Source organism: Phaeobacter sp. 11ANDIMAR09 (assembly GCF_001294455.1).
Classification (GTDB): Bacteria; Pseudomonadota; Alphaproteobacteria; order Rhodobacterales; family Rhodobacteraceae; genus Pseudophaeobacter.
In genome coordinates this window covers 1-18439 of the sequence record NZ_LIKT01000017.1, presented here as the reverse complement: position 1 = coordinate 18439, position 18439 = coordinate 1, and the positions used below count along the sequence as shown (strand labels likewise).

Sequence of the window (18439 nt, the reverse complement as noted above, 5' to 3'; positions counted from 1 at the left end):
GCAGACAATGCCGCCTCAGTTAGGGCCAGTTCCAAACGCGGATAGGGCCAAAAAGGGCTAAGCGGCAGAGAAACCGTGAATTCCTCAACAGTTTCAAGGCCGTCCGTCAGAGAGGCATATCTTCGCTATGAATAAATGAGTTGAAACGTCTCATTTTATCACATTGCAGGTGCGCGCTCCTATTGGGGAGCCCTTGTTTCATACGCCCTTTAGAGCCTTTGCCAGGAACTCCATTCCAGGGGCGATGCGATTGGCCGAGATTGAGGAATAGCCAAGCCGGAAATAATTGTGTTTGCGATTCTGGGCCGAAAAGAACGGAGCCCCGGGTTCAACAATGACGCTGTCGGGTTTGAGCCGTTCCGCAACCTCTGCCATGTCGACGCCCTCCGGCGCATGCATCCACAGGGATGACCCGCCATAGACGCCGGCACCCGAGACGGTGAGGCCATGGGCTGTAATGGCCTCTTCGATGACATGGCGGCGGTCCTGCAGAACCTTGGCCGTGCGGCGGATCTGGGCGTCATAGTGGCCCAGCGACAGAAAATAGGCGACGGTGCGCTGCACATGGCCGGGAGGGTGGCGCAGCACATTGGCACGCAGGGCACGGGCCTGGCGAATAAAGGCTTCGGAGCCAACCATGTAGCCCAGCCGTAGGCCCGGAAACAGCGATTTGGAAAAACTGCCGACATAGATGACCCGACCGTCGCTATCGAGCGATTTCAACGCGGGCGAGGGAGCGGTCATGAACGACATCTCAAATTCATAGTCGTCTTCGACAATGACCGCGTCAATATCATGGGCCCGTTGCAACAGTTCGCGGCGACGGGCCATGGGCATGGTCGCGGTGGTTGGGCTTTGGTGGCTTGGGGTGCAGAAAATCACATCTGTGTCGTCCGAGATTTCCTGAGGCGGCAAGCCGTCCTTATCCACGGGGATGCAATCGACCTGGCATCGGACGTGATGCAACTGATCCCGCAGAGTGTAATAGGTTGGGTCTTCAATGGTGGCCTTGCGGCCCCGGTTCAACAACAATTGCCCCGCCAACCACAGTGCATTCTGAGCCCCAAGGGTGATCAGGATCTGTTCCGGGCGGGCAATGACTCCGCGCCGTGGCAGCGTGTGGCGGGCGATATATTCGATCAGCAGCGGATCATCCTGATCGAAGTAGTCATCGGTCAGGGCGGCAAAATCCTTTTGTCCCAAGGCCCGCAGGGAACAGAGCCGCCAATTGGCATGGTCAAACAAGGAAGGATCGGCCTGACCATAGATAAAGGGGTAGCGATAGCTGCGCCAGTCGCGCGCTTTGCGCGGGGTGTCGCCTCCGGTGAACCGCCGCACCAGCATATGATTCCAGTCCACCGCTTCGGTGGATTGTACCGGCGGGGTATAGCTGGGCGGGACCGGAGCATTCTCTGACACGTAGTATCCCGACCGGCCGCGCGAGGTCAGATAATCATTGGCCAAGAGCTCGGTATAGGCCAGCGTCACGGTGATGCGGCTAATGCTGAGGTGCAGCGCGAGTTTGCGCGAGGAGGGCAGTTTTTCTCCAACGCGAAAGCGTCCCGAAAGGATGCCTTCGGCAATCATTTCCTGGATCTGCGCCTGCAGGGTGCCCTGGGCGTCCGGGTTCAGGAAGAATGTGTCAACAGATATAGCCATGCGAGACACCATAGGTTGGACATAAACCGGGTGCAATCTGGACTTACGACACTGTGAAGGGTTTTGGCGGCAAAATTGAGGCTTGCAGGGAGACTTTAAAAACTATATAACTAGTTTTATCGAATCAATTGGAGTTGCACAATGCAGTGGGAAGAAGCGGCACAGGGCTTTGCCGCCATGGGATCAGAGGCACGCCTGCAGGTGCTGCGCTGCCTGATCCGGGCTGGCCAAGAAGGGCTGACAGTGAGCGAGATTCAGGAACGCACGGGCATCGCGCCCTCGACCCTGGCGCATCACCTCAAGTTCCTCAGCGGAGCCGAGGTCATCGAACAGGAACGCGCGGGGCGCAGCATCCTCAACCGGGCCAATTTTGATCAGCTGGAGCAACTGGCTGGTTTCATCCTCAGTGAATGTTGTGCTGACGTTGCAAAAAAGGCGGCAAATGATGGCTGATATTTCTCAAAACTCATCGGGCCCGGCGCCCAAGGCCTCTGGTGTGTCTCTTGCCTGGCTCAAGACCCCCTGGACACTGAGCGTTCTGATCCTGATTGCCGTGGCCATACTGGATCCGGGCAACTTCCAGGCGGTGATTTCCTTTGCTGCCGGGGCTCTGGCCCATACCGGGCAGTACATCCTCTTTGCGGTTCTTCTGCTGTCCTATCTCAAGGCAACTGGCGCAGAAACTATGGTGGCACGAGCCTTTGTTGGGCGCGAGACCCGGATGATCTTCCTGGCAGCACTCTTTGGGGGGCTGGCACCATTTTGCTCTTGCGAAGTGATCCCCTTTATTGCCGGGCTGTTGGCGCTGGGCGCGCCGCTGTCGGCTGTGATGGCCTTTTGGCTCGCTTCACCCCTGATTGATCCGCCGACTTTGCTGATTACCGCAGGGGCACTGGGCTGGGACTTTGCCATTGGCAAGGCGGTGATTGCCGTGGCTTTGGGGCTGTTTGGCGGCTTTTTTATAAAAACCCTGATGGGGCAGGGGGCCTTTGCCAATCCGCTGAAACAGGGGAAGAGCTGCTCGAGCTGCTGCAGCGCGGGGCCAAAACTGGATGATAAGCCGCATTGGAAGTTCTGGCAGGAACCTGCGCGTCGGCTGAAATTTCGCGAGGAATTCGTCAGCAATGGCCTGTTCCTGCTGAAGTGGCTGGCGCTGGCCTATGTGCTGGAAGCCATCCTGGTGAATTATGTGCCCGCAGACCTGATCGCCCAGGCCGTTGGTGGCGAAGGGGTCCTGCCGATTGCTGTGGCAGCCTTGGTTGGCATGCCTGCTTATCTCAATTCCTATGTAGCCCCCCCCTTGCTGGCTGGGCTGATGGAGCAGGGAATGACAGCAGGTGCTGCTATGTCCTTTATGGTGGCAGGCGCAGTGAGCTCTATCCCGGCAATGGCAGCCGTCTGGTCACTAGTGAAACCACAGGTCTTTGCCACATATCTGGGGATGGGGGTCAGTGGGGCGATTGTGTCAGGAATCCTGTTTCAGCTGATCTGACTTACAGGAGCACCCGGCGGGGCTCCCGCCCGGAGTTGTCATTCAAAGAATGCCTTCCTCCCGTTGGGCCCAGCGCCGCGCTGATGCGCGGCGCTGTGGCGGTTGGAGCAGGCGGCAGGAACCAGTTTTCGCGCCTTAGCGGGCCATCTGATGAGCCAGATGGGCTTTTACCGTAGGCCATTCTGGGGCGATGATCGAATAGACTGCGGTGTCGCGAATGGTGCCATTGGCCATCTGCATATGGGCGCGCAGGATACCGTCCAACCGGGCGCCAAGACGTTCGATGGCGCGGCGGCTTTGATGGTTGATCACATGGGTGCGAAACTCGACCGAGATGGCATCAAGATCTTCAAAGGCATGGCGCAGCATCAGCAGCTTGCATTCGGTATTCAGCCCTGAGCGCTGTACCGATTTGCGATACCAGGTGGACCCAATTTCCAACCGCTGATTGACGTGGTCGATATTCATATAGGTGGTCATGCCAACGGCGCGACCGGCGGAGTCCAGAATGGCAAAGGGCACCATACTACCGGCCTCCTGAAGAGCGAGCCTCCGGTCAATTTCGTCTGGCACCCCTGCTGGAGCCGGGATCATAGTGTACCAAAGCCTAGAGAGATTTCCATCGGCGCTGGCCTCGGCCAGATCGTCGGCATGGTTTTGCGAGAGTGGTGCAAGCGTGACCTGCTGGCCGGAGAGAGTGACGGGTTTGGCCCACATGGGATAAGTCCTTCGTCGTGGTGGATTTTGGAACAAGCTGCAGGATTATTGGTTTTCTAGAAAGGTCCACTTTCTAGAAAATGGGTCAGTCCAAAATGAACGAGCGGCATGCGTCAGGCTATGCCACGGCGGGGCACACAAAAACGCCCCAGAGGATTCTCCGGGGCGTTTCAAAACTCTTGCGAAAGCTTAGGGTCTAGCCAAAGACCTTGGTCAGCGCCTTGTCGACGGCATCGGTGATGGCATCAATGTCATCGGCGGTGGCGATCAGCGCTGGGCTAAAGCAAAGCGTGTTGTTTTTGCCGGGGACAGAGCGGTTGGTGACACCGATGATCACGCCCTGGGCGCCACAGTCTGCCACGACTTGCTGGGCGAGTTTCTCGTCCACGGGCTCTTTGGTCTCGCGATCCGAGACCAACTCGGCGCCGATGAACAGGCCTTTGCCGCGCACATCGCCAATGACGCTGTGCTTTTCCTGCAGCGCCTTGAGGTTGTTCATCATCCGCTCGCCCATGGCGGTGCAGTTGTCCAACAGGCCTTCTTCTTCGATGATGCGCATGTTCTCCAGCGCCGCAGCCGGGCCGGCAGTGCAGCCACCAAAGGTGGAGATGTCGCGGAAGTAGTTCATCGGATCAGAGGCATCGTCCTTGAACATGTCAAAGACTTCTTCGGTGGTGACCAGCACGGCGATGGCCGCATAGCCGGAGGCAACGCCTTTGGCCATGGTCACGAAATCGGGCTTGATGCCATAGTGCTGATAGCCAAACCAGGTACCGGTGCGGCCCACGCCACAGACCACCTCGTCGATGTGCAGCAGGATGTCATACTGTTTGCAGATTTCCTGCACGCGTTCCCAATAGCCCTCGGGGGCCTCGATCACACCACCGCCTGCAGTCACGGGCTCCAGGCACAGGGCGCCAACGGTTTCCGGACCTTCGCGCAGGATGACCTCCTCGATTGCATTGGCCGCTGCGATGCCGAACTCACGGCCCGACAGATGCTCAAGACCCAGCTCGTGCTTACGGTATTCCATGCAGTGGGGCACGCGGATGAAATCAGGCGCAAAGGGACCATACTGCGCGTTGCGCTCATCCTGGCCACCAGCGGACATCGCTGCCAGGGTGGAGCCATGATAGTCGCGGTCGCGATACAGGATCTTAGTTTTCTTGCCGCCGTATTTCTTGTGCGCGATCTGGCGCACCATCTTAAAGGCTTTCTCGTTCGCCTCGGAGCCGGAGTTGTTGTAGTAAACGCGGCTCATGCCGGGCATTTTTTCGATCAGCTTCTCAGCGAACAAAGCGCCAGGGATCGAGCCTGCGGACTGGGCAAAATAGCACAGCTTCATCATCTGATTGTAGACGGCCTTGCAGATGTCTTCGCGGCCATAGCCAACATTGACGGTCCAGACACCGCCAGAGACTGCATCAAGGAATTCCTTGCCGTTCTGGTCCCAGACCCGCATGCCTTTGCCTTCGACGATGATGCGCGGATCATTTTCTTCAAAGGGTTTATGCTGAATCAGGTGGTGCCAGACATGGGCCTTGTCAGCCGCAACTACCCGGCTGAGATCGTTTTCGTTGAACGTGCCGTCCATGACATGTCCTTCCATAAATATAAGAGTGGGGTGTCTGCCAGCTGCCTGTCAGCCGGAGTCGATCTAATGTGACGAAACGCCAAAACGGGCGGATACTCTAGGGCCAGATGGTGGGGTGTTCTGCGTCCAGTTTTGGCGTATTTTGCCGAGGGGCATAGGAAGTGCAATTTTAACCTTCTGGTAAAAAAGAGTTTTTCTGAAGGGCAGCAATCCAATGCCCTCGTAGCGGTGCAACAGGGGCGCACTGTTTGAGGATCAGAAATGCCAGCCTGGGTCACATTGCAGTGAGACATGGGCGAAAGAACGGATGTTCTGCATTCGCCACCTTGAGATCGCATCGCGCTCCACCCAGTGTTTGGTGCAAGACAGAACACGAGGTCAGATGTGGCAGACTACCAGGTGACAGTGGCGCCCAATGGGGCGCGGCGGCAAAAAACGGATCATCCTGAGCTTCCGATAACGCCACAGGAATTGGCAGAGACGGCCCGTCTCTGCCAAGCAGCAGGCGCCGGCAGGGTGCATTTGCATGTCCGCGATGCGGCGGGGGGGCATTCCCTGGATGCCGCAGCTTACCGCCAAGCCATGGCAGCGGTGCGCGGGGCGGCTCCCGGCATGGGAATACAGATCACCACCGAAAGCGCCGGGATCTATCCGCCGTCGGCGCAAATGGCCTGCCTGCAGGCGTTGTGCCCCCAAGCGGCCTCGATTGCGGTGCGGGAAATGGCTCAGGATCCTGCAGTTGCAGCGCGCAGCTATGCACTTTGTGCTGAAAGCGGCACCGAGGTTCAGCATATACTCTATGGCCCCAGCTGCATTGCACAGCTCGAGGCCTGGTATGCAGAGGGGGTCGTGCCTGCCCAGATGCGGGATGTGATCTTTGTTCTGGGAAAGTATGCCCCCGCGACTCCGGCCCGGCCTCAGGAACTTGTCCCCTTTGTGGCAGCGGCGCAGGCGCTGGATCTCAGCTGGAGCCTCTGTGCCTTTGGCCGAGACGAGCGCGCCTGCCTGCTGGCGGCGATCCAGGCGGGCGGCAATGTGCGCATTGGGTTTGAAAACAATCTGGAATCCCCGGACGGGGGACTTCTGCAAGACAACGCCGCCTCGGTTGCTGCGCTGGTTAAGGCGGCCTCTGAGGCTGGCCATATTTTAAAAAGGACCTAAGGAATGAGTCATGTTTTTCCACGCCACACCAAAGCCAAACTCCCCACGGCCGTTGGCGGTGAGGGGTGTTATCTGATTGATGCAGAGGGCAAGCGCTACTTTGATGGTTCCGGCGGTGCGGCGGTCTCTTGTCTTGGCCATTCGGATGCGGCGGTGATTTCGGCGGTGCAGGAGCAGGTCGGCAAACTGGCCTTTGCCCATACCGGCTTTATGACGTCCGAACCGGCAGAGGCGCTGGCGGATCTGCTGGTTGAACAGGCTCCAGAGGGGCTGGATCGGGTCTATTTTGTCTCTGGCGGGTCTGAGGCCACAGAGGCGGCCATCAAGCTGGCGCGGCAGTATCATCTGGAGCGGGGAGAGCCCAAACGCCGTCATCTGATCGCGCGGCGGCAGAGCTATCATGGCAATACATTGGGGGCCTTGGCTGCAGGCGGCAATGCTTGGCGGCGGCAGCAATTCGATCCGCTGTTGATCGGCGTATCCCATATCGCGCCTTGCTATGAATATGCCGAGCGCGAGGGCGGCGAAAACGCCTATGACTATGGACAGCGGGTGGCCAACGAGCTGGAAGAAGAAATCCTGCGGCTGGGGCCAGAGACGGTCATGGGTTTTATCGCTGAACCTGTTGTTGGGGCGACGCTAGGTGCGGTGCCAGCGGTGCCCGGGTATTTCCAGCGCATCCGTGAGATCTGCAATAAATACGGTGTTCTATTGATCCTGGATGAGGTCATGTGCGGCATGGGGCGCACTGGCCATCTGTTCGCCTGCGCAGCGGATGAGGTTGCACCCGATATCCTGTGTATCGCCAAAGGCTTGGGGGCCGGATATCAGCCCATAGGCGCAATGCTGTGCAGCGCCGAGATCTACGCCGCCATTGCCGGTGGCAGCGGTTTTTTCCAACATGGCCACACCTATATCGGCCACCCCGTTGCCACCGCCGCGGGGCTCGCCGTTGTGACGCAAATGCGCGATCGCGATCTGATTTCTCAGTGCCGCGAAAAAGGCGCGCAGTTGCAAACAGCGCTGGTCGAGCGCTTTGGCGCGCATCCACATGTGGGGGACATTCGCGGGCGCGGCCTGTTCCGTGGCATTGAATTGGTGGCGGATCGGGCGGGCAAAACGCCCTTTGACCCTGGCATAGGGTTGGCGGCCAAGGTCAAGCGTGCGGCCTTTGATGCGGGGTTGATCTGCTATCCGATGTCGGGAACACGCGATGGACAGTTGGGAGATCACATCCTGCTGGCCCCCCCCTTCATCATCTCGAAAGATCAGATTGGTGAGGTCGTCGACAAGCTGGAGTTGGCGATTTCGGCTGCCCTGCAGGACGTCTAGACCAATAGGATTTAGACCCTATCAAAGACAAAAGGCCGCGCTGGATCTGCGCGGCCTTTGTTGAGTCTAGCTGGTGACGGGCTGGGCCTAGGCGGCCCAGGTATCGTCACCGTACAGGGCATCCTCTTGAAAGGGGGCATCCTGGTCGGCGAAATCTCCGGTTTCAGGCAGCTTGGTCGGCAGCTCGAATTTGGATACGATCTGAACCAGATTGCTGGCCTCATCCCGCAGCATCTGACCGGAGGCGGCGGTTTCTTCCAGCATGGCTGCGTTTTGCTGAGCATCGCTGTCCATCGCATCTACGCGGCCGTTGACCTGGTTGATGCTCTTGGATTGCTCGACAGTTGTATCTGCAATCTCGTTCACTTTTGTAACCACCTCTTCAACCATGGTCAGGATCTCTTCCAGGGAGGCGCCAGTCTGGCCCACCAGTTTGACACCCTCGGCGACTTCCTTTTCGCTGGTAGAGATCAGATCGTTGATTTCCTGCGCCGCTTCGGCTGAGCGATGGGCAAGTGAGCGCACCTCAGAGGCGACGACGGCAAAACCACGCCCCGCTTCGCCAGCCCGCGCCGCCTCTACCCCGGCGTTCAGCGCCAGAAGGCTGGTCTGGAAGGCGACATCTTCGATCATGCTGATGATCTTGGCGATTGCACCCGAGGAGGCCTCAATCCGCTTCATGGCCTGATTGGTCTGCTGGGCAATTTCCTGTGTCTCCCGGGCACGGTCCTGAGCTCCGGACACAATTTTTCTGGCCTGTTGCGAGCTGTCGGCTGTACCTTTGACGGTCTCACCCAGGGTTTGCAAGGCGCCGGCGGTTTCCACAATGGAGGCCGAAGTGCGTTCGCTGCGTTGCGAGGCGTCATCCGCGGCCGCAGCAATCTCGTTGGAGGTGTTTTTCAGCAGATCACTGCTGTTGGTCAGCTGTCCAACCAGACTGCCAAGGCTGTTGTTGAGATTCTCTGTGGCATCTGAAATCTCTTTGAAGATACCTTTTTGTCCCTCCGGCATGCGTTTGGTCAAATCTCCCTCGCTGAGGGCTGCCAACGCCGTGAGAACATCACCCAGGCCCTTTTGCGCTGCTTCCCCGATGGAGTTCACCCCTTTGCCCAGTTCGGCAAAGGTGCCGTCGGAGTCATCTGTTGCGATCCGGCGGGTGAAATCGCCCTCGGCGCAGGCAGAGATGACCTCCGAGATGTCCTGAGTGAGTTGGTCCTTCTTCATCTCTCCCTGGCGGAAGACAGCCACCGCGCTGCTGATCGAGGCGATTTCGCCCAGGCGGGATTTTGGCGGTTCTTCGGAAAAGTCATGATCTACGATGCCCTGCAGAACGGACTCCAGTTTGCTCAAGGGGCGCGCGATGCTGCGTGCCAGTAGGAAGGCAAGTACCAGGAAGACGGCAGTGCCGATGGCGCTAGTGAGCAAGGAATAGTACTTTGCATCGGCACTGGCGACATGGGTGGCCTCAACAATATCGGCGAGACGCGCTGCGGCAGCTTTGTGAATGTCGATCAGGATTGGCTCAGCTTCTGCATACCGGGCCGATAGATCCTTGCGCAGGGCCGTTTCCTCCATGCTCACCTTTACATAAGAGGCAAAGGCAGTCTGATAAGTCTGCAACAGAGATTCAATTTCGCTGCGCTGGTCTGCACTGTTGTAATAGCTGTCCGGGAAGGCCAGGAACTCGTCTACGCGGGCGTTCAACCGGTCCAGATATTTGGTATTTTTGCGCATAATGAAGTCTTTTTCATGCCGCCGCATCATCAGCATTTTGACCGTCATTTCAGCGTTCCCCATCTCGGACAGGCGTTCTTCGATCCCGTGAACCGCCGAGCGCAGTGCACCCTGCAGACCGGATTTTTCATCGAGACCCAGGGTGTTGTGGCTGTCGACCAGGGTTGCAAAGCTTTGGTCATAGGATTTCGCCGCTGCCATCAGCGCACGCAGAGGCTCGATTTGATCCCGCATGCTGTCTAGCAGTGGCATTTCTTCTTCGAGCGAGTGCTCTGTATCGTAAAGATGCTGCATCGCGCTGGCGTGGCGATCAATGTATTTGGGATCCATTCGCAGCAGAAAATCTTTCTCAAAGCGCCGCGCCATGAGGAACTCGATCTCCATCTTGTCCAGAGACTGGTAGATATGTTCAATGACAAGAACATCCTCTTCCAGCTCATCACGTACTTCATGGGTGTAGTAGGAAATCCCCGCCAGTCCAAACATGATGGCGCCTGCCATCAGGATGATAAAGAGGAAGATAAAGTTCACCGAAATTTTCATGTCACAGCACTCGTCAGCTAAAATTCGTTGAGCGCCAAAAGGCAGGAAAAGGGTTAAGATTGGTTTCCCGTTGCGAAAGGGAGAACCCTGGGAGGACCCAGAGAGCGAGGGGTAAGGCCTTGTGAAGCTGTAGAATTTCTCAAATTGATACTTTTTAAAGGTATCTTTTGGGCGTATAGCTTGCCGAATTCCCTTAAGGGTTGTGGCGTACAGACGTGAAGATGAAGCTTCACAACCTTTGGGTTTGTTGGGGTTTAGGTCAAATTGTTGATATTTTTCCCAGAGGCCAAACCAAAAAAGGCGGCCTCTGAGCCTTGTTTTCCAGGGAGCGTTCCCTAGGAGTGGTGCTAGGTCAGGTCAAACCGATCCAAATTCATCACCTTGACCCAGGCTGCCGCGAAGTCCTGCACGAAGCGTGTCTTGGCGTCGTCCTGCGCATAGGTTTCAGCGATGGCCCGCAGCTGCGAGTTGGAGCCAAAGACCAGATCGACCCGACTTGCCGTCCATTTCGCGGCCCCGCTGGTGCGATCCGTTCCGGCATAGCTGCCATCTTCCTGGGGCGCCCATTGGGTGTCCATATCCAGCAGGTTTACAAAGAAATCAGTGCTCAGGCTGCCAGGGTTGCTGGTGAAGACCCCCATGTTAGAGGCGCCGTGATTGGCACCAAGAACCCGCAGCCCACCGACCAGAACGGTCATTTCCGGTGCGGTCAGGGTCAGGAGCTGTGCCTTGTCTAGCAGCATTTCCTCAGGCGAGACGCTATAGCGCTTCTTTTGATAGTTGCGGAACCCGTCGGCTTCCGGCTCGAGAACCGCAAAGCTGTCCACATCGGTCTGCGCCTGCGTTGCATCGGTGCGGCCCGGTACAAAGACAACCTCGATCTCCTGACCTGCTGCCTTTGCGGCTTGCTCTACCGCAGCAGAGCCTGCCAGGACGATCAGATCCGCCATGGAGATCTGACCGGCGCTTGATGCATCATTAAAGGTGCTGCGGATGCCTTCCAGTGTTTCCAGCACACCAGACAATTGGGCGGGCTGGTTTGCCTCCCAATCCTTCTGAGGGCTCAGCTGGATCCGGGCGCCATTGGCACCGCCGCGCTTGTCAGATCCCCGGAAGGTCGAGGCAGAAGCCCAGGCCGTCGAAACCAGATCAGCAACTGAGAGGTCAGCGGCCAGGACTTGCGCCTTAAGGGAAGCGATATCCGCTTCATTGACCAGGGGGTGATCCGGGGCGGGCACACAGTCCTGCCAGATCAGTTCCTCGGTGGGGACCTCGTCCCCCAGATACAGCGCGCGGGGGCCCATGTCGCGGTGGGTCAGCTTGAACCAGGCGCGGGCAAAGGCTTCGGCCAGGTCTTCGGGGTTTTCATGGAAGCGTTTGGAGATTGGACCGTAGATCGGATCCATCCGCATGGCCATGTCCGCCGTGGTCATCATGGTTTTGACCTTTTTGCTGGCATCATGGGCTGCGGGGGCCATGTCCTCTTCGCGCACATTTACCGGCTCCCAGATCCAGGCGCCCGAAGGCGATTTGGTCAGATTCCAATCATAGCCAAACAGCAGGTCGAAATAGCCGTTGTCCCATTGGGTCGGATTGGCAGTCCACGCGCCCTCAATCCCGCTGGTGGTGGTGTCATCGCCTTTGCCGCTGCCATGGCTGTTGATCCAGCCCAGGCCCATGGTTTCGATCGGTGCGGCTTCGGGCTCGGGGCCAACCAGGGCCGGGTCGCCAGCGCCATGGGCCTTGCCAAAGGTATGGCCCCCGGCCACCAGCGCCACGGTTTCCTCATCGTTCATGGACATACGAGCAAAGGTCTCGCGGATGTCCCGGCCCGAGGCCAGCGCATCTGGCTGTCCATCCGGTCCTTCGGGGTTCACATAGATCAGGCCCATCTGCACCGCGGCCAGCGGGTTTTCCAGGTCTCGCTCACCGGAATAGCGACTGTCTTTGGCGGAACTATCTGCCAGCCATTCGTCCTCGCGGCCCCAATAGACGTCCTCTTCGGGCTCCCAGACATCGGCGCGCCCACCAGCAAAGCCAAAGGTTCGGCCGCCCATGCTTTCAATGGCGCAATTGCCCGCCAGGATCATCAGATCGGCCCAGCTGATCTTGTTGCCATATTTCTTTTTGATCGGCCAAAGCAGGCGGCGCGCCTTGTCCAGGTTGCCATTGTCGGGCCAGCTGTTGAGCGGGGCAAATCGCTGCTGACCAGTGCCGCTGCCGCCACGTCCATCCGAGGTGCGATAGGTGCCGGCACTGTGCCACGCCATGCGGATGAACAAGCCGCCGTAATGACCATAATCGGCTGGCCACCAGTCCTGACTGTCGGTCATCAAGGCTACGAGATCTTGCTTCAGTGCCTTGAGATCCAGCGATTTGAAGGCCTGCGCATAGTCAAAATCCGCCGCCATCGGATCGGATTTTTCAGAATTCTGGTGCAGGAGCTTCAGATTGAGCTGATTGGGCCACCAGTCCTTGTTTGATCTGACACCGGTAGAGGCGGCCTGTGCGCCGCTATGCATCACCGGGCAGCCGCCTGAATTTGGGGGGGTGTTTGTGTCCATTATGGTCTCCGATCTGGCTTGCTATTCTGGGCTCGTCGAAAGGGAGAGGGCAGGATCCTTGCGTCCTCTCTCACGGGTGTGAGGAGAGGGTAGCAAGGCCTTCTCATAAAATGAAATCGCACTTTCATATGTGTTCGATAGGATTTAATTATAACGTGAGGGTGCAATGTCTGAGTCTCAAAACAGATCGAGAAAGGCGCTGCCCCGTGAAGAGGCAGCGCCGGTCAGCGCGTTAGGTTGGCAAAGCCGCTTCAGAAATCCGCGCGCAGCGCAAAGATGTGCTCACAGATTTGCAGATAGCTGGTTGCGCCCTGAAAGTCGGAGCCCAGAACCTGTTTCAATCCGATGTCATCAAAGCGGGATGACGTATTGATCAGAAGTGCAAAAAAGGCGTGAATTGTACGGGCATCCATTGCCGAAATCCGCTGGGAGATGGCCTCGTCCAGCAAAACCCCCTGAAAGTTGGCATCATAATCCACCAGGGCCGGATACAACCGATCCTGCCAGATTTCTTTCTTAATGCTGAACTGGCGGGACGTAGAGCTCAAGCCACCTTGCAAGGGTAAGCACCCATTTGCTCGGATGCGGATCATGGGGACAACTTGACCAACGGATTTGGCTATGTCCCTGCGCTCAGGCCGGGCGGCTGCGGCATCAGCCCAATGTTGCGGGTGTGGCCACTGAGCCGAGGGCAAGGCCGCTTCAGTGTCGTGGGACAGGTCTGCATAGGTTCTTTGGCGCTGCGTCAGCGTGGCACTTTGGCCATTCTGCGCGAGAAGATCCTCGAAAGAGGCTAGGCGCACCTCCAATCGCTCGAGGATGGGCGTGACCTCACAGGCAATGATCCCCTGCCCGGCGCGTACAGTGTTCTGATTAGGGAGAATTTGCCCGCCGACCTGCAAGGCAACTGCTTCGCCGGTGGAGACCGCGACCCAGACCGCGCCGCTATCACCGGCTGCAAAGGTCCTGCCGTCTTTTGCCGGAATATCTGTGTCATAGACGAGGTTCAGCCCAGCAATATCACGGTATTCTAACACCCCAGGCCGTGTTTCATATTGGAGCCGGTACAGCCCTTTGCCATCAACACGCGCGCGCGCAGTTTTGGGGCAGCGCGAGGTCTTTTGCAGGATTTCTCCAAGCTGGGCGGAGCGGGTCTTGGAGATCGTTTCCAGGGCACCGAACTGAAGGGGCAGCCAGGGCTGGTCCGGCAGCAATTCCGCCAGAGCCGCATCTCCCTCCCGATCCAGCATCCATCGCTTCAGGTTGGCAATGTGGTTCCGGGGATCAAATTCATCTCCCTGTTCACCCAGTAGCATGATCGGATCGTTGCGGCGTGCCCCAGGGCCGGCCAGAACATGCCAGTTGGACAGGATGCCCGGTTTACCATTGGTTTTATCAATGACCACTAGGCCAATTGTTCCGGCGCCTTGCCCGGTTCTGCCGCAGGACAGCCCCCCCATTGTATAGGGCTGCCGTGCGCTGGGGCGACGGGTGGCCCCAGGTTCGAGAGAAGGCTGGTAGGCGGCCTCAATCACGTCCAGCGGGATGCCGTCAACATGGCTGGGCAGGCGTTGCGAAGAAAGCAGAGCCGTATCGGGCAGTTTGCGCTGCAGATGCAGCCGCAGGCAGATGTCATTTGTCCGCTGCCCATCCGTCCAGCGGTAGCCAATGTCCACGCCGCGAAAACTTGAGCGACAACCGAAAGCCTGATAGGCCCTGTGCAGCACGTGATCCAAGTCCGCAGGCAGGTCAGTAAGTGGGGCGGCATTGCCGATTTTCTCAGCTGTGTGAAGGTCAGCCATATCTCTCTCCCGATTTCACCACTTTGGTGTTTTGGGAAACAGACTAGAATTGGCCTGTGAAGGCAGCGTGATTTTTCTGTGAGGGCTGGGTGGCAAATGTGGTTTATGGCCTATTTTCTCATCTCTTTGACTGTCACGCAAGGTGAATTTCGACCTAAAGGAGAGGCGAGGCCAAGAAAGCACTTGGAGGGTGAGTGTTTTGCGGGCACAGTTGACACGAGATTTCCCAAGAGAGTGTGCCGCTATGATTGATGTGATCACCGCAACTGTTGAGCAATTTGCCAGGTTTCAGGACCAGGACTTTGAGGTCATCACCGACGAGGGGCCTATCACTTTGAAACTGATCGAAGTGTCCAAGCTTGGCTCGGGCGAGCGTGAAGGTGGCGCTTTTTCAGTCCTGTGGCAGGGGCCCGAGACCCCATTCGTGGACCAGCAAACCCACCGGTTGAAACATCCCGAAGCAGGTGAACTCGCTCTGTTTTTGGTGCCAGTCGGTCAGCAGGATGCCGGATTTCAGTATGAGGCGGTGTTTACCTGATCGCCTGCAGGGTCTGAAGCGGGTTGGTCGGCTTCGGTCGGCGCCCAGAACAAAAGATCGTAGACGCCTTTGTCTTCACGCTTGGTAAATCCCAGCCTGTGGTAAAGCGCCATGGCCGGGTTGGCTTTTTCCACGTGGATGCCAATGCCGCGTGCGCCATCCACTGCCGCAGCGTCTTGCAAGTCCCGCAACAAATCAGTGCCAATGCCGCGCCCGCGTGCGTCAGGGGTCAGCGCAATATCAATAATCCTGTGCTCATTGGGCCAACGCTCGAGATACAACCGTCCAATCGGGGCCTGCGCTTGTTCGATCATGAGCCAAAGCGCATCTGGGTAATGTTGTTGATAGTGACTGTGCTGAGCCTCAAATTGCATCTTGCAAAAGGCCTGCTTCTCCTTATCGCTCCAATCAACCTGCGCCAGCTCCGCTTCTCGGGTTGAGCGGTAGAGCGACAACAGGAACATTTTATCCTGATCCGTGATCTCGCGAAAGCCAATGCCGTGGCGCGCGGCATGATGAAGCGAAGGAGGGGCAGTCATAGAAGCGCCTTTGTTTTCGAAGGTGATCATTGTCAGGGGGCGGAGAAGCGCCATAGAGCTGAACCGTTAGGAGAGCGGGGAGCTACGCAAGGGGCCCTCTTGTTGGGCAAGGCGTTGACGAATTCACCCTAGCCACGCGATGGATACAGGCCCTGCAGCGCGATAATGAAATTCATCGCCAAATAGGGCTGCATGTTATCATGCGCCTGGCCGCCGCCCGTTGTGCTCAGCGTTGAGCTGGACATGTCCACGGGTGTTTGGCCGGACCCCGAATGATAGAGTCTGTCCCCGAACCCATTTTTTGCCAAAGACGTGGATGTTGAGGGAGCAAGACCGGCAGTGCCCGGAGCGTTGGTCGCGCGTCCAGTATGACTGTGCGATGGGATTTGTGCTTCACTAAGAGTGACCGTTTCAACTCCTGCGCGCTGGCCCAGTCGCCGCGCAGTCAGACCTGGGCCGCGTCCCGGATGCATAGGGGCGCGGCCCTGCAGGTTGGGTAAGGCCGTGGTTGAGCGACCATCACCGCCATAGGTGGTGCCGATTAACGAAAACAGGGCAGTATTCTGCGAGACTGGCAACAGTTGACCGTTGCAAAAAGCCCAGGATCGAGGGGCGAAATTGCCGGCAAAGATGCGAATTTCAGCGATAAATGGTTCTGACATCTTGGAAACTCCTAGTGACGGCTTGGGTAAATGCCAAAGAGAGCAATAATGAAATTGATGCAAAGAGTAGGCATTAGGTTCGTATGGCTTCGCGATCCACCCGAATTCGCAACCATGTTTGACGCCATGCTCAGGTCCTGCCCTGACTCGTTGAAGTAGTTGACGCCTAGACCCGTCGCGAGCACTTTGCCTTGGGGGCTTTGTGCCTCCGCAATGGCCTTGCTCGCATTAAAGTCATGTGAGTGACTCGCCAGCTGATTGGTTGTTAATGTGACCTTTTCTGCTCCACCTTTGGCGCCAAGCCGACGCGGCGAAAGACCAGGACCTGTTCCCGGATGAATTGGCAAACGTCCGCGCAGATCGGGCAATCCAAAGGTGGTTCTACCATCGCCGCCGTAGATGGTTCCCAATAAGGAAAACAATGCATCATTTTGCGAAACCGCCAAAAGTTGGCCATCGCAAAACGCCCATCCGCGTGGAGCAAAATTGCCTGCAAACATGCGAATCTCACCAACAAAAGGTTCAGACATTCAATGTCCTCCAAGGATTAATTGCGTGATGGAAACAGCCCCTGTAGGGCGATACAAAAATTGACAGCGAGATAGGGCTGCATATTTTCATGGGCCTGCCCGCCGCCGGCATTTGAAATTGTGCCACTGCGTAGAGCGGTCATTTGGCCAGCCTCCGGGTCCCTATAGGCAAAATCCGTTGCGACCTCTTCGGCCAGTAAGTTGTTAGATGGGCTGTCTTGGTTACCTACAACGGCCAAAGCCCTGGCGGTGTGGCTATGGGCGCCGATCTGTGCAGCTGTCAGGGAGATGGTTTCTTCTCCGCCTTTTTGCGCCTGAGGATGGCCATCTCCGACATGTATTGGCGTACGCCCGCGCAGATCAGGTAGCGCGAATGTGGTTCGCCCATCACCGCCATAGGTGGTTCCTAAAAGGGAGTATAGGGATTGATTTTGATTTATGGGCAGAATTTGGCCATCCAGAAAGGCCCACCCTCTTGGGGCGAAATTGAACCCCATCATACGAACTTCTGCAAGAAAGGGCTCTGACACAAAAACCTCCAATACCCCGTTTCGGGGTGATTCTTACGAATAAACCTCTTTAGTTGTTTGGATTACAACACAAAGAGGAATTTAATGATTGATTAACGATTTTGGGTAATGAAACGCTTGCATTTTTAAGTTTAATGCGCAATCCAAAATTGTAAAATAAGTTGAATGTGGAATCAGGGGGGCTTGAGGGGTTTCTCGCTATGATGGTCCGGTGGCGTGCCATGTGCTCTGTTGGAACATTGGCGGGGCCGTTCGGCTATTGCGTATTATGGACCATTTTTCAAAGTCAGTTTCTGTAAGGGTGAGCCGTCTTTTACTTTTTGGAGCACTCAGCCTGCTCATTTTCTTGGGCCTGCCGGGGGCAGCCAAAGCGGCTTTCGATTCCGGCTGCCCAACCGTGACTTTTGTCTTGAGCGGCAACCAGATCGCATTCAATTTTACCGATGATCTCTGTATTGATACCGACCCGACGCCTGCCAGTTTTGATGGCACTGAAAAAGCGTTGACGATCGAGGCAGTCGGGGCGACGGGAAGTACAAGTTTTTTCCCCTATGACGGTGGCGGAGATCCAAACCCTCTTGTTATACAGATTAATGGGGTGAATTTAACTGGGACGGGGATAACCACAAGTTGCTCCAGCAGTTGTTCCATTACCGGCAGCTATAATGGTGTGCCTTTCTCCTCCAGCTATCAGTTTTCCGCTGGAACGGGGGTGGTGAATGGAGGCGGTCCGGGGCCAGCCGCGGCCTTTTCTTCGCCAACCGGCGGCGGTCAAAGCGCCACCATTTCAACGGCATATTCCTCTGTTCTGACAGTCGTAGTTGAAGATTCGGGCAGCACGCCTGTGCCTGGCACCTCGGTCACATTCTCGGCGCCGGGGTCCGGTGCCAGTGGCACATTTGCCAGCACGGGCACGGCAACTGAAACGGTGACAACAGATGCCTCCGGCGTTGCCACTTCCAGTACTTTCACGGCAAATTCTACCGCAGGGTCTTTCAATGTGACGGCCTCCAGTTCTGGAATATCGGATCAAACTTTTGGC

16 protein-coding genes are annotated in these 18439 nt (G+C 57.1%); 6 read left to right on the top strand and 10 right to left on the bottom strand.

The genetic code is table 11. The features are described 5' to 3' along the window. Positions 1-198: 198 nt before the first annotated feature. Positions 199-1659 (bottom strand): PLP-dependent aminotransferase family protein, encoded by a 1461-nt coding sequence (locus AN476_RS14285; RefSeq protein ID WP_054462350.1) that lies wholly within the window; start codon positions 1657-1659, stop codon positions 199-201. 141 nt (positions 1660-1800) lie between these two features. Here AN476_RS14285 and AN476_RS14280 point away from each other — a divergent pair, with 141 nt between their 5' ends. Together AN476_RS14280 and AN476_RS14275 are read left to right on the top strand one after the other, a co-directional pair. Then, on the top strand, positions 1801-2112 hold the full coding sequence (locus tag AN476_RS14280; protein WP_054462275.1) for a helix-turn-helix transcriptional regulator: 312 nt from the start codon (positions 1801-1803) through the stop codon (positions 2110-2112). Next, positions 2105-3151 (top strand): permease, encoded by a 1047-nt coding sequence (locus tag AN476_RS14275; RefSeq protein WP_054462349.1) that lies wholly within the window; start codon positions 2105-2107, stop codon positions 3149-3151. Before AN476_RS14280 ends, AN476_RS14275 begins: the two co-directional genes overlap by 8 nt. 135 nt (positions 3152-3286) lie before the next feature. Here AN476_RS14275 and AN476_RS14270 read toward each other — a convergent pair whose 3' ends face one another. After that, entirely contained in the window at positions 3287-3868 is a 582-nt protein-coding gene (locus tag AN476_RS14270) for a GNAT family N-acetyltransferase (RefSeq protein WP_054462274.1), read from the bottom strand. Between the two features lie 196 nt (positions 3869-4064). Beyond that, positions 4065-5462: an aspartate aminotransferase family protein gene (locus tag AN476_RS14265; RefSeq protein ID WP_054462273.1), complete on the bottom strand. Its 1398-nt coding sequence runs from the start codon at positions 5460-5462 to the stop codon at positions 4065-4067. Positions 5463-5846: 384 nt separating this feature from the next. Here AN476_RS14265 and AN476_RS14260 point away from each other — a divergent pair, with 384 nt between their 5' ends. After that, entirely contained in the window at positions 5847-6623 is a 777-nt protein-coding gene (locus tag AN476_RS14260) for a 3-keto-5-aminohexanoate cleavage protein (protein ID WP_054462272.1), read from the top strand. A 3-nt stretch (positions 6624-6626) separates the two neighbouring features. Further along, positions 6627-7955 carry an aspartate aminotransferase family protein gene (locus AN476_RS14255; RefSeq protein WP_054462271.1) on the top strand — a complete coding sequence of 443 codons (1329 nt, stop codon included), beginning with the start codon at positions 6627-6629 and terminating at the stop codon, positions 7953-7955. A gap of 87 nt (positions 7956-8042) precedes the next feature. Here AN476_RS14255 and AN476_RS14250 read toward each other — a convergent pair whose 3' ends face one another. From AN476_RS14250 to AN476_RS14240, 3 genes are all read right to left on the bottom strand, one after another. Further along, positions 8043-10232 (bottom strand): methyl-accepting chemotaxis protein, encoded by a 2190-nt coding sequence (locus tag AN476_RS14250; RefSeq protein ID WP_054462270.1) that lies wholly within the window; start codon positions 10230-10232, stop codon positions 8043-8045. A gap of 347 nt (positions 10233-10579) precedes the next feature. Next, positions 10580-12796 carry a catalase/peroxidase HPI gene (gene katG, locus AN476_RS14245; protein WP_083464345.1) on the bottom strand — a complete coding sequence of 739 codons (2217 nt, stop codon included), beginning with the start codon at positions 12794-12796 and terminating at the stop codon, positions 10580-10582. A gap of 251 nt (positions 12797-13047) precedes the next feature. Further along, complete coding sequence (locus AN476_RS14240; RefSeq protein ID WP_054462269.1) at positions 13048-14598, bottom strand: hypothetical protein; 1551 nt, start codon at positions 14596-14598, stop codon at positions 13048-13050. A gap of 244 nt (positions 14599-14842) precedes the next feature. On the opposite strand from AN476_RS14240, the gene AN476_RS14235 reads away from it, so the two are divergent. After that, positions 14843-15136, top strand: coding sequence for a hypothetical protein (locus tag AN476_RS14235; protein ID WP_054462268.1), 294 nt, complete (start codon positions 14843-14845; stop codon positions 15134-15136). On the opposite strand, the gene AN476_RS14230 is transcribed toward AN476_RS14235, so the two are convergent. From AN476_RS14230 to AN476_RS14215, 4 genes are all read right to left on the bottom strand, one after another. Continuing rightward, complete coding sequence (locus AN476_RS14230) at positions 15112-15675, bottom strand: GNAT family N-acetyltransferase (protein WP_083464349.1); 564 nt, start codon at positions 15673-15675, stop codon at positions 15112-15114. The two genes, AN476_RS14235 and AN476_RS14230, sit on opposite strands and share 25 nt — an antisense overlap. 128 nt (positions 15676-15803) lie before the next feature. Then, positions 15804-16337, bottom strand: a complete 534-nt coding sequence (locus AN476_RS14225; RefSeq protein ID WP_054462266.1) for a phage tail protein — start codon at positions 16335-16337, stop codon at positions 15804-15806. 11 nt (positions 16338-16348) lie between these two features. Beyond that, a complete protein-coding gene (locus AN476_RS14220) occupies positions 16349-16867 on the bottom strand; it encodes a phage tail protein (protein ID WP_054462265.1) in 519 nt (172 codons plus the stop codon). A gap of 17 nt (positions 16868-16884) precedes the next feature. Then, positions 16885-17397: a phage tail protein gene (locus tag AN476_RS14215; protein WP_054462347.1), complete on the bottom strand. Its 513-nt coding sequence runs from the start codon at positions 17395-17397 to the stop codon at positions 16885-16887. Positions 17398-17665: 268 nt separating this feature from the next. On the opposite strand from AN476_RS14215, the gene AN476_RS14210 reads away from it, so the two are divergent. Then, positions 17666-18439 (top strand): hypothetical protein (locus AN476_RS14210; protein WP_216598383.1); only part of this gene is annotated, 774 nt, incomplete at its 3' end.